We start from the raw sequence: 12,217 nt of genomic DNA on the forward strand, positions 1-12,217 counted from the left end.
TTTATATAGATTATCAGGCTTATTACAGTTTGATTGGAATTCATGCTTACAAGAGGGGGGACAATAATGGAAATGAATGTAACGAGAAGGCAATTCTTGAAGATTTCGGGAGCTGTTGCTGCGACTTTAGCTGTTGTAGAATTGGGTTTTGATGCTAAGAAAGCAAAGGCAGAAGCTGGTAAATTGAAGATTGCTGAGCTTAAACCAACACCGACAATTTGTCCATACTGTTCGGTTGGTTGCGGGATTTTGGTTTACTCAGATGGTGAGGATGTTGTATATACAGAAGGTGATCCAGACCATCCAATCAATGAAGGCTCATTATGTAGTAAGGGTACGACACTACGTCAAGTTTACACTTCAGAAAAGCGGATGACACAGCCATTGTATCGTGCACCAGGAAGTGATAAATGGGAAGAGGTAGATTGGGACTTTGCGTTAGACAAAGTTGCACAAAATATTAAGGAAACACGTGACTCTACATTTGTACACAAAGAAAAAGGCAAGGTTGTTAACAAAACAGAAGCGATCGCATATATGGGTGGAGCAGCGCTAGATAATGAAGAAACCTATTTGCTTTCTAAGTTATTTAGAGCAGGTCTTGGGCTTACCTATATTGAACACCAGGCCAGGATATGACATAGTTCAACGGTTGCCGGTCTGGCACCTACATTTGGTCGTGGAGCAATGACGAATCATTGGAATGATATGCAGTTTGCCAATGTGTTTTTGATTATTGGTGCAAACCCTGCTGAGAATCATCCAATCAGTTTTAAATGGATTACTAAAGCAAAATTAAATGGAGCAAAGATCATTTCAGTAGATCCTCGCTACACGCGAACATCGCAAATGGCAGATGTATATGGACAATTGCGTTCAGGTACTGACATTGCCTTTATTGGTGGAATGATTAACTATCTTCTAGAGAACAATTTGTTCCATAAGGAATATGTAGACGCATATACAAATGCTTCCTATATTGTTGATGACGGGTACTCATTTACAGATGGAATTTTTAGTGGATATGATGAATCCACACGCAACTATGATAGAAGCAAGTGGGCATTTAAGCTAGATGATGAAGGAAACATTATGAAGGACCCAACTTTATCTGATCCTAATTCTGTTTTCCAGCTAATGAAAAAACATTATGCTCGCTACGATGTAGATACGGTTGTAAATACAACGGGTACTGATAAGGAAACTTATTTAGAAATTTGTAAGCTATTCGCAAGTACATCTGAAGTAGGCAAAGCAGGTTCCTTATTGTATGCAATGGGTGGAACACAGCATACTGTTGGAACACAAAATATTCGATCTTATGCAATCCTACAATTATTACTAGGGAATATAGGGATTTCTGGTGGGGGAGTAAACGCCCTTCGTGGTGAGTCCAATGTACAAGGATCGACAGACTTTGGATTGCTGTATCAGAATGTGACAGGTTATATGGAAGTGCCGAATGATTCAGAAGGAGATTCCACTTATAACGGATTTCTAGAAAGAATCACACCTGCCTCTGGTTATTGGGTGAATAAGCCTAAATTTTATACAAGTCTATTAAAAGCCTACTATGGTGATCAAGCGACAAAGAGCAATGAATTTGGCTATCACTATATGCCGAAGCTTACAAATGGAAAAGACTATTCTCATATGCGTATTTTCGACGCGATGTATCGTAAGGAAATTGAAGGATTGATCATGTTTGGAACAAACCCAGCTGTAGGTGGACCAAATGCTGGAAGAGAGATTGAGTCGTTAAGCAACTTAAAATGGATGGTAGCAGTTGATCTTTTTGAAACCGAAACAGCAAGCTTCTGGCAAAAGGAAGCAGGTCAAGATCCATCTTCCATTCAAACAGAAGTTATTTTCTTACCGGCATGTAGTTCTTTTGAAAAAGAAGGCTCTGTTACGAACTCAGGGCGTTGGATGCAATATCGCTGGCAAGCAATCGACCCTAAAGGTGAGTCAAGAGCAGATTTAGAGATTACTCATATGCTCGCTCGGAAATTAAAAGATTTATATAAAAATAGTTCTAAGCCACAAGATTTGCCAATGCAATCACTCTTCTGGGAATACGGGGAGTCTGATCATCCAGATATTGATCTCGTTTGTAGAGAGATTAATGGCTATTATATGGACACAAAACAGCAAGTCAAGATTTTTGGAGATCTACAAGACGATGGCTCAACATGTAGTGGAAACTGGATTTATACCGGATTCTATCCGGAAAACGATAACCTATCGAAACGTCGTGACAACACAGATGAGGGTATGAGCAACTTCTTAAATTGGTCGTATGCATGGCCAGCAAACCGCCGTATTCTTTATAACCGTGCAAGTTCTGATCAGAATGGGAAAGCATGGAGTAAGGACCGTATAGGAATTGAATGGAATGCACTTGAAGGAAAATGGCTAGGATTCGATGTTCCAGACTTTGTTCCGACTAAAGGGCCAGATGACCCTACATTTAGTGATCCGTTCATCATGGTTGCAGGCGGAAAAGGAATGCTCTTTAGCTCAGGGTTAAATGAAGGGCCGTTCCCAGAGCACTATGAGCCATATGATCACCCTGTAATGAATGTTTTCTCAAATGTTCAATTGAACCCAGCTGTTAAGTTCGGAGAAGAAGACATGAATCGAAAAGGGGATGTAACAGACTTTCCGATTATTGCAACGACCTATCGATTGTCAGAGCATTGGCAATCAGGTGCAATGACTCGTAATGTACCTTGGCTAGCAGAATTAGTTCCACATATGTTCATCGAAATTAGTGAGGAGCTAGCAAGGGAAAAAGGAATCTCTAATAAAGAGAAGGTTATTGTTTCTTCTGCTCGTGGAGAGGTAGAAGCATATGCAATGGTGACAAAACGATTTAAGCCATACACCATTCATGGCAAACAATATCATCATATCGGAATGCCATGGCATTTTGGCTATAAAGGAATTGCAACAGGTGCTACTGCGAATCGCTTGACTCCTCATATTGGAGATGCAAATACAACAATTCCAGAGTATAAAGCATTCCTCTGTGATGTAAGGAGGGCTTAGAGAATGACGGATTATATAAAATTTGTTGATGTAACTAAATGTGATGGATGCCGAGCATGCATGGTAGCGTGTAAAAACTGGAATGATCTACCGGCTGAACCTGAAGAATTTCAAGGAAGTTATCAATCTCATGAAAAACTAACTGCTAATACGTGGAACGTGATTACCTTTAATGAACAAGAAACATCGAGTGGGAATTTTGAATGGTTGTTCCGTCATATGTCTTGCTTACATTGCAACGAAGCTTCTTGTGAAAAGGCATGCCCAGAAAGTGCCATTAGCTATACAAAGCATAATTCAGTTGTTATCGATCCTGAGAAGTGCGTTGGTTGTGGCTATTGCGTACAAAACTGTCAATTCGATGTCATTCAGCTTGCCACTTATCAAGATGAACGAGGCAAAGAATATAGAAAAGCTCAAAAATGTACGTTATGTACGGATCGTCTAGATAGTGGTTTAAAACCAGCTTGTGTTGTGGCTTGTCATACCGATTGCTTAATTTATGATGAGAAGGATGCGGTTCTAAGAGAAGCGGAAGAGCGCTTAGCACTTATGAAAAACCGTTTCCCAAATGCGAATATCTATAATCCACAAGGTATTAGTGGTGTAAATACAGTTTATTTATTGGCTGATAAACCAGAAGTATACGGTTTGCCAAACAATCCAAAAGTCCCGTTATCTCAAATCGTATGGAAAGACTACGCACAGCCAATTGGAAAAGCAATGCTTGGTGTAACAACAATGGCTGTTATCGGAGCAGCAATTTCTAACGCTAGAAACAAAGATCATGCGCATTCAGGAGGAGAAGACCATGGCGAACAATAATAAAAAAATGGTCAAACGCTTTTCGAAACATGTTATCTTTGCGCACTGGTTAAATGCAGCAGCATTCTTAGTTCTTTATATATCAGGTTTACCGCTGTATACAGATTTCTTTAACTGGCTTTTCGTTGTCTTTGGTGGACCAGAGAATGCGAGACTAATTCATAGAATAGCTGGAGTATGTTTTATCCTGCCAGTATTCTACGTACTGCTTGTAGATCCAAAAAGTTTCTTGCATTGGATGAAGCAAATCGTTTCTTGGAAAAAGCATGACTTCCTATTTTTTAAAGAATTTCCGAAAGAGTTTTTTGGTGGGCATGCTAAGATTCCGAAGCAGGACTTCTATAACGCAGGAGAAAAGATCAACTCAATCTTAACGATTTTAACTGCAACGATGCTGATTTTTTCAGGAATCGTGATGTGGATGCCACATCTTTTCCCACAAACAATTGTAATGTGGTCATATCCAATTCATAATATCGGTTTTGGATTAGCGGCAGCTGTAGTGATTGGTCATATTTACTTGTCTGTTGGTCATCCTGGCTCAAGAGCATCTATGCATGGTATGACAAAAGGAGATGTACCGGAGGATTATGCGAAGGATCATCATGGGCGCTGGTATGATGAACTGAAAGACGAAGAAGAAAAGGAAAAGAAAAAGGGAAATAAGAAAGCACAATAACTAATAGGGAGGATGCTACCTGAGCAAAATCGGGTAGCTCTTCCCGCTTATAACCAGAGGAAGCGAGGCGACTTTAATGAGAACGAAAACGAATGTAATCGACAGTCATTATGAGAATTTACAAATAGAATTAGCCGGAAAAAATCAACAGTGGGTCGATTCTTTAGGGAATCTTTCTGTTATTCGCCCTTTAGATACTATGACAACTGCTCCGATCCTTCAACAAGTTGAGTGGACAATTGACGTTTCAATGTATCACAAGCATGTTCATGAGCTTTTAGAAATGGTTGGTTCCAAGTTTCCACAACTAAGTGAGGCAACTATTGATGCAAAAGAAATAGTAACAGCAGATGAATGCGAAAATTGGTTTATGCATGCTCTAACTGCAAACCTCGCTTACTTTGCCCAATACGCCCAAGAAAATAGCCTTCCAGAATGGTTACCAGCCTTTCTTGCTGAACAAGCAATTCGTCCTTTTTTACAAAAAGCAACAACTGAAATTGCACCTTTTTTAAAAGAAGTTCAAGATCATACATGTTGCCCATCCTGCGGTGAACCAAGTAGAGTGGCGATTGTTGGGAAAAAGGGAAAAAAAGAAATGGCTTGCCCTAGATGTTTTCATAACTGGAATGTGAAAAAGGTCAGTTGTGCTCATTGTGGGACAGATCAGCATGATAAACTAGTAGTATTAAAGGTTGAAGGCGACGAATCAGCTGAAATACATGCGTGTAATGAGTGCAAAGGATACACAAAGGTAATTGATACTCGCAAGTTAACGGACAAACATTCAACAACAGTGATGGATGTAAAGACCATTCATTTAGATTACATTGCACAAGAAAGAGGCTTTGGCTCAATCGTATACAAGGACGTTCATTAACTGTTTGAAAAGGTGAGGACATTGAAGGCAACTGGAATCATATTAGCAGGTGGAAGATCATCAAGAATGGGTAAAAATAAGGCCCTTTTACAAATCAATGGAACAAGTGTAATTGAACGTATCGTCGATGAGCTAACAAAAGTGACGGATGAGCAATTGATTGTTACAAATGATTTTGCACAATACGAATATTTACAACTTCCAATGTTCGAGGACAAGTGGAAAGGGCTCGGTCCATTAGCTGGAATTCATGCAGGACTAAGTGCAACGAAAACCGATAATAATTTGGTCGTTGCCTGTGATATGCCTTTTGTTTCCGCGGAACTTGGAAAACTATTATTAGAGCATCTGGGATCGTACCGAGCTGTCGTTCCAAAGGTGGAGCATCAATTGCATCCACTCTTTGCTGCTTACCATCGTTCGTTACATGTGGAAGCTGATCAAGCCTTGAGAGCTAATACATTAGCAATCAAGACAATTTTAGACCCTAGCTATACGAGAATTCTGCAACAGGAAGAAATCAACTCAATTGATCTAGAAAAACAACGTTATCACCTTTTTAATATGAACTACCCGACTGAGTACGACGAAGCGCAGGCAAGAGCTACAATTGGAATGGATAACAAAATAAAAAGGTCGCGATAAACTATGGAATTTTTTCAAGTGAAATCGGTAAATGAAACGCTAAAGCTGATCGATGAAAAGCTACATCCAATAAATATAGTCGAAACGAGATCAACGTTGGATGCAGGCGGTTATGTACTGGCTGATGATTTAATTGTACGAGAGAATGTACCAGCCTTTTCACGTTCATCTGTTGATGGTTATGCATGTAAGGCGAGTGATACATTTGGAGCATCTGAGAACATGCCAGCTTTCTTAAATCTAGTAGGTGAAGTGGAAATGGGAAAAGAGCCGACTAGTGCAGTGCATGCTGGGGAAGCGATGTACGTACCAACTGGAGGAATGATTCCTGCGGGTACGGACGCAGTAATTATGATAGAGCATTGTGAGGCAATCGGTGGACTATTAAATGTATTTAGACAAGTACACCCCAGTGAGAATGTCATTTCATGTGGTGAGGATTTAAGAGAAGGAGAGAGTTTGCTTCAAAAAGGGGTTGTTCTACGTCCGCAAGAAATTGGTGCAATCCTTTCACAAGGAATCCTTCATGTTTCAGTATTTAAAAAGCCTAAGGTTGGTTATTTGTCGACTGGAGATGAAATTGTGTCTGTAGACACAGAACATCTTACTACTGGTCAAGTTCGTGATATGAATGGGATGACCATTGCAGCGATGGTGAAAGACTGGGGTTGCGACTTTGAATATGGTGGAATTGTAGAAGATAATGAAGAACATCTTTTTTCTGTTATGAAGCAAATGATTGAGAAATGCGATTTTCTCATTATTTCTGGTGGTAGTTCAGTTGGCTCGAAGGACTACTCTAAAGTAGCTATTGATGCATTAGGAAAGCCAGGAGTCTTTGTTCATGGAATTGCAGTGAAACCTGGAAAGCCGACAATTTTGGCATCAGCTGAAGGAAGACCTGTGATGGGATTACCTGGACATCCAGCCTCAGCGATGGTGATCTTTCAACGATTTGGTAAAGCGGTTATTCAACGATTAATGCACCAAACAGATGAGATTGGGATAAAGGTTAGTGCGATCGCAACAAGAAATATTCCTTCAGCACCTGGACGGACAGATTATGTAAGGGTACAGCTTGTGAAAAATGGGGAAGAGCTTTTAGCTGAACCGATTTTCGGGAAATCAGGCTTGATCTCTACGATGGTTAAAAGTGATGGTATTGTTGAGGTTAACGAGCGATTGGAAGGAATTCGCAAAGGGGAACTAATCGAAGTACAATTATTCAAATAAGAAGGTGTAGGCATGACCAAATACGAAAGGACGATTTACCTTTCTGATAAGCCGAGAAAAGAAGCTTTGCAAGAGGTACTAGGGCAATTTAATCCTATACGTAAAGTTGAGTGGATAGATAGCAATGAAGCAATTGGAAGAGTAACGGCTTCTCCAATTTTGTCAAAAAAGTCGATGCCTCATTATCATGCATCTGCAATGGATGGGATTGCTGTAATTGCGGAAAATACATTTGTTGCCCATGAGCAGCACCCTTTGACCTTAACGTTAAATGAGAGTTTTGTATTTGTTGATACGGGTCATGAACTTCCTTCTCCATATAATGCAGTTATTATGATTGAAAATGTTGAAATCATCGACTCTCATACAGTTGAAATTATTGAGCCAGCTGTCCCATGGCAACATATTCGTCCAATTGGTGAAGATATTGTACAAGAAGAAATGCTTTTTCCACAAGGGCATAAAATTCGCCCGGTAGATGTAGGAGCGTTACTGGCCTCTAGAACGTTAAAGATTCCAGTTATGAAAAAGCCTGTTGTTTCAATTCTCCCAACTGGGAATGAATTAATTTCACCATCAGAAGATGCAGAAGCTGGTCAATTAATAGAATTCAATGGCAGTGTATTTGCCCATTATGTTAGAGAATGGGGAGGCGAAGCAAGGTTATCCCCAGTTATTCGTGATGAACCTACTACAATAAAGACGGCGATATTACAAGCAACTGAAACGGCTGATGTTGTTGTTATCAATGCTGGATCATCTGCAGGTTCAAAAGATTATACCGTTCATATTTTAAGAGAATTAGGAAAAGTGTATACACATGGGATTGCGACAAGACCAGGGAAACCAGTCATTCTAGCAAAAGTAAATGGCACGATCGTTGTCGGTATACCAGGATATCCTGTTTCGGCCTATTTGACTTTAGAATGGTTTGTATGTGAACTCATTTGCGCTTATTTGCATGTATCGTCTCCAAAAAGGACTACACTTCAAGTGAAAATTGGAAGAAGAGTTGTAGGAACAATGGGAGCGGAAGACTTCATTCGCATGAATATTGGATACATCAATGGAGAATATATCGCAAATCCGTTATCTCGTGCCGCAGGTGTAACAATGTCTTTAGTTCGAGCAGATGGATTACTCGTAATCCCGCCTGAGAGGCTCGGGTATGAACAAGGGGAATATGCTACGATTGAATTGTATAAAGAGCCAGCCCAAATTAAGAACTCGATTGTGTTTAATGGCAGTCATGATTTAATGATCGATTATTTAGCATCTCATGTGAGAAAGGCAGATGATCGAATGTCGATCCAGTCTTCTCATACGGGTAGCATGGGTGGGATTATGGCGATCAAAAAGGGTGAAGCCCATATAGCAGGTATCCATTTACTCGACCCAGAAACAAAAACATATAACCTTACCTATATTGAACGATTCTTACAAGATCAAGAGATTGTCCTCCTTCCTTTTTTAAAGCGGCAACAAGGGTGGATTTTACCTAACGGCAATCCTTATAAAATTGAGACGATTCTTGATATCGTCAAGCAAAAGGTCCATTTTGTGAATCGTCAAAAAGGAGCTGGCACAAGGATCTTATTTGATTTACTGTTAAAGGAGAATGGTATACACTCAGATGAAATAATCGGTTATGGTCGAGAGATGTATGATCACTTGAGTGTTGCTGCAGAGGTGAAGACTTCGGACAATAATGTTGGCTTAGGTATTTCACCTGCCGCAAGAGCGCTAGGGTTAGGTTTTTCTCCAATTGCAGAAGAGCAATATGATTTGATCATGACAAGATCATTTTTTGAGAGCAACCAAGGGCAGATTCTTATTGAAACAATTCTCTCAGCTGAGTTTAAGAAAGTAGTAGAAAAAATTGCTGGTTATTCACTAGCGGATTGCATTGAACCCCTTTTTATAGGGAAACGGGATGAAGGGAAGTACAAAAATGAACTATGAAATTTCTCATATACCGATAGATATTCAAACAGTCATCAATAAAGTCATTCAACGTGAAGCGGGAGCAGTCACAACCTTTATTGGAACAGTTCGTGAGTTGACACATGGTAAAAAGACGTTATTCCTAGTTTATGAGGCATATGAGCCAATGGCTGTTAAGAAGCTAACGCAAATCGGGAATGAAATAAAAGAGAGATGGAGTGGAGCAGAAGTAGCGATCACACATCGAGTGGGACATTTAGACATCACCGATGTTGCAGTGGTCATTGCTGTGTCGACTCCTCATCGAAATGATGCGTATGAGGCAAATCGTTATGCGATTGAAAGGATTAAAGAAATCGTCCCTATTTGGAAAAAGGAGCATTGGGAGGATGGAAGTGAATGGATCGGCAATCAGCTTGAAACAAAAAGTTATCCCAAAGGAAGGCCGGAGGAGCGTGATTTAAATGAATAAACTATTATTTTTTGCACATTTACAGGATGAAGTTGGCAGTGAATCACTAACGATGGATGTAACAGCCCTTTCTGTCCTAGAAGTAAAAGAACGGATTGCAAAACAATATAATATTTCAAGGCTGGATCAAGCTATGGTTGCTATAAACGAGGAATTCGCGGATGATGACACAATCATTCAACTAAATGACATCGTTGCATTTATTCCACCAGTAAGCGGCGGCTAATCTAGGAGGAAATAGAAATGAGATATTCACGACAGGAATTATTTTCACCGATCGGAAAAGCGGGGCAGCAAAGAATACGTGAGAAGCATGTGGTCATTATAGGGGCAGGTGCGTTAGGTTCTGGCAATGCTGAAATACTGACAAGAGCTGGGGTTGGAAGGATTACAATCATTGATCGTGATTATGTCGATGAAAGCAATCTACAGCGCCAGCAATTGTATACAGAGAGTGATGTTTCAGAAAAGCTGCCAAAAGCAATTGCAGCTAAAAATCGATTAATGAAGATTAATTCAGAAGTTGAGATCGAAGCGATTGTTGCTGACGCTTCGCCTCAACTATTAGAACAATTGGCTCCGCATGCCAACTTATTCATCGATGGTACCGATAATTTTGAAATACGAATGCAAATGAATGATGTCGCAAACAAGTATGGTATCCCTTGGGTTTTTGGTGCACTTGTTGGAAGCTTTGGAATGACTTTTACGATGGTTCCGGGGAAGACTCCGTGTATTCATTGTTTGCTAAAAAAAATACCAATTCAAGGGTTAACCTGTGATACAGGAGGGGTTATTGCTCCTACTGTTCAAATGGTTATAGCGTTTCAAACAGGCGAAGCCTTAAAAATTCTATCAGAAGACTGGGATGCATTACGCCATACACTGACCAGCTTTGACTTGTGGAGAAATCAGTTTTCGAATATTAAAGTTTCAAAGGCAAAGGACCCGAATTGCTTAACATGCGGACATGCTCCTACCTACCCATTTTTGCAACAGGATCAAGTGACAAAAACAGCGATTTTATGTGGAAGAGATACTGTCCAAATTCGCCCCCCTCATATGCAACCGTTAAACCTTGAAGATATGGCGAAAAGATTAATCGAAAGTGGCTATGAAGTAAAGGGAAATCCGTATTTGCTCTCAATCGAAAAGCAAACTACTAGAATCGTATTGTTTCAAGATGGCCGAGCGCTGATACATGGTACAAAAGATGCTCTACAAGCAAAAAATATATATCACCAAGTAGTAGGATAAGGGAGAAGCCCAGGAAGACATTGTGCCTGGGCTATTTGTTTTTGACTTTACTAGAATGTTTAGATAATTCTCGATGATGCGTTATCTTTTCTAAGTTTCTCTTATCCATGAATCATTTAGACTAGAGTGGAAAAACGCTAGCTTAGAAATCGACCTTCAGTAAAAGATATCTAAAAATAAAAAAACGTCGTTTCATCGATTTTAACAGAATGATAAGACATTATAATTTCTGAAAATAAAAATATTTCATTTTGTCGTAGTTTTACTTATAATACAATCAATTGGGAAATAGAAAGGATTGTCTAAATGGATAAAATTGATCGTGAAATTCTCGATTTACTTATTGATAATGGTCGGCTTTCTTATGTTGAGATAGGAAAACAACTCGGCCTATCAAGAGTAGCGGTTCGAGAACGAGTAAATCGGATGGTAGAAGATGGGGTAATCGAACGATTTACTGTAACAATTAATAGTGGAAAAGTAGGAAAAGATGTTTCCGCTTTTTTTGAAATCGATTGTGAACCGAGTTCTTTAGTGAAAGTGGCAGAAGCACTGGCCGAAAACCCAAGTGTAGCAAGTTGCTACCAAATGACCGGACCTTCAACCCTCCATACCCATGTTCTAGTCGATAATTTTCAAGCGCTAGAACGATTTATAAACGAAGAATTGTATGCATTAGATGGAATAACAAGGGTTGAAAGCAATATATTATTGCGCCGATTTAAAAGTAGAATAGGCTTAAAGCTATGAAAAGTATTCCTCTTAACAACCCGTTAAGAGGTTTTTTGTTTTTTAAGAAATGATTTTAGACTGATGCCAAACGCCTGTATACGTAGTTGTTTGGCAAGGAAATTCGCCTATGAAATTAGTAGGCTTCACTAAGGCGGTGCACTGCGTCTGGCAAGTATCTTCAAGACAGTCTAATCTAATTATCCTGAGTAAAATATATAGACAATTTAAGTCTTACTCTTTTGAATTTACTAAATCCCCGCTACATGATTACTCCTGTAACCGTTAAGTTTTTAAATCCGAGTAAGTATAGTCACGAGGTATTTTCCAAAAATGAACATAATAATTACAATATGTGTCTATTTTATCGTGTTAAATTACTAAATGAAATTAGAAATTAAAAAATAGTTTAAAAATGATGAATTTTGTCTAGATTTTTGAAAATTATTGATTTATAATCGGTTTTAAATATTTTAATCAAAAAGTAATCAAAAACGAAAAA

At 39.3% G+C, this 12,217-nt stretch carries 11 protein-coding genes; all 11 read left to right on the forward strand.

The window, feature by feature from the left end:
* Positions 1–72: 72 nt before the first annotated feature.
* The 11 genes from fdnG (at position 73) to AC6F34_RS07595 (ending at position 11,736) form a co-directional block, all read left to right on the forward strand.
* On the forward strand, positions 73–3,051 hold the full coding sequence (gene fdnG, locus AC6F34_RS07545; RefSeq protein ID WP_500770969.1) for a formate dehydrogenase-N subunit alpha: 2,979 nt from the start codon (positions 73–75) through the stop codon (positions 3,049–3,051).
* Between the two features lie 3 nt (positions 3,052–3,054).
* A complete protein-coding gene (locus AC6F34_RS07550; protein WP_500770637.1) occupies positions 3,055–3,876 on the forward strand; it encodes a 4Fe-4S dicluster domain-containing protein in 822 nt (273 codons plus the stop codon).
* Positions 3,863–4,555, forward strand: coding sequence for a formate dehydrogenase subunit gamma (locus tag AC6F34_RS07555; RefSeq protein WP_500770639.1), 693 nt, complete (start codon positions 3,863–3,865; stop codon positions 4,553–4,555). The genes AC6F34_RS07550 and AC6F34_RS07555 overlap by 14 nt, the downstream gene beginning before the upstream one ends.
* A gap of 76 nt (positions 4,556–4,631) precedes the next feature.
* Positions 4,632–5,435 carry a formate dehydrogenase accessory protein FdhE gene (locus AC6F34_RS07560; protein ID WP_500770641.1) on the forward strand — a complete coding sequence of 268 codons (804 nt, stop codon included), beginning with the start codon at positions 4,632–4,634 and terminating at the stop codon, positions 5,433–5,435.
* Positions 5,436–5,456: 21 nt separating this feature from the next.
* On the forward strand, positions 5,457–6,080 hold the full coding sequence (gene mobA / locus AC6F34_RS07565; protein ID WP_500770643.1) for a molybdenum cofactor guanylyltransferase: 624 nt from the start codon (positions 5,457–5,459) through the stop codon (positions 6,078–6,080).
* Positions 6,081–6,083: 3 nt separating this feature from the next.
* Complete coding sequence (locus AC6F34_RS07570; protein WP_500770645.1) at positions 6,084–7,313, forward strand: molybdopterin molybdotransferase MoeA; 1,230 nt, start codon at positions 6,084–6,086, stop codon at positions 7,311–7,313.
* 12 nt (positions 7,314–7,325) lie between these two features.
* Positions 7,326–9,275 (forward strand): molybdopterin biosynthesis protein, encoded by a 1,950-nt coding sequence (locus tag AC6F34_RS07575; protein WP_500770647.1) that lies wholly within the window; start codon positions 7,326–7,328, stop codon positions 9,273–9,275.
* Positions 9,265–9,729: a molybdenum cofactor biosynthesis protein MoaE gene (locus tag AC6F34_RS07580; RefSeq protein WP_500770649.1), complete on the forward strand. Its 465-nt coding sequence runs from the start codon at positions 9,265–9,267 to the stop codon at positions 9,727–9,729. The genes AC6F34_RS07575 and AC6F34_RS07580 overlap by 11 nt, the downstream gene beginning before the upstream one ends.
* Positions 9,722–9,955, forward strand: a complete 234-nt coding sequence (gene moaD / locus AC6F34_RS07585; RefSeq protein WP_500770651.1) for a molybdopterin converting factor subunit 1 — start codon at positions 9,722–9,724, stop codon at positions 9,953–9,955. The genes AC6F34_RS07580 and moaD overlap by 8 nt, the downstream gene beginning before the upstream one ends.
* 11 nt (positions 9,956–9,966) lie before the next feature.
* Entirely contained in the window at positions 9,967–10,986 is a 1,020-nt protein-coding gene (locus tag AC6F34_RS07590; RefSeq protein WP_500770971.1) for a ThiF family adenylyltransferase, read from the forward strand.
* A gap of 306 nt (positions 10,987–11,292) precedes the next feature.
* Complete coding sequence (locus AC6F34_RS07595; RefSeq protein ID WP_500770653.1) at positions 11,293–11,736, forward strand: Lrp/AsnC family transcriptional regulator; 444 nt, start codon at positions 11,293–11,295, stop codon at positions 11,734–11,736.
* Positions 11,737–12,217 lie beyond the last annotated feature (481 nt).

The sequence above is a fragment of the Niallia sp. CD-39 genome (assembly GCF_059874745.1).

Bases quoted from the DNA above. Each gene is read 5' to 3' on its own strand.
- AC6F34_RS07550 (WP_500770637.1), top strand. From the start codon at position 3,055: ATGACGGATTATATAAAATTTGTTGATGTAACTAAATGTGATGGATGC.
- AC6F34_RS07555 (WP_500770639.1), top strand. From the start codon at position 3,863: ATGGCGAACAATAATAAAAAAATGGTCAAACGCTTTTCGAAACATGTT.
- AC6F34_RS07560 (WP_500770641.1), top strand. From the start codon at position 4,632: ATGAGAACGAAAACGAATGTAATCGACAGTCATTATGAGAATTTACAA.
- AC6F34_RS07570 (WP_500770645.1), top strand. From the start codon at position 6,084: ATGGAATTTTTTCAAGTGAAATCGGTAAATGAAACGCTAAAGCTGATC.
- AC6F34_RS07575 (WP_500770647.1), top strand. From the start codon at position 7,326: ATGACCAAATACGAAAGGACGATTTACCTTTCTGATAAGCCGAGAAAA.
- AC6F34_RS07580 (WP_500770649.1), top strand. From the start codon at position 9,265: ATGAACTATGAAATTTCTCATATACCGATAGATATTCAAACAGTCATC.
- moaD (WP_500770651.1), top strand. From the start codon at position 9,722: ATGAATAAACTATTATTTTTTGCACATTTACAGGATGAAGTTGGCAGT.
- AC6F34_RS07595 (WP_500770653.1), top strand. From the start codon at position 11,293: ATGGATAAAATTGATCGTGAAATTCTCGATTTACTTATTGATAATGGT.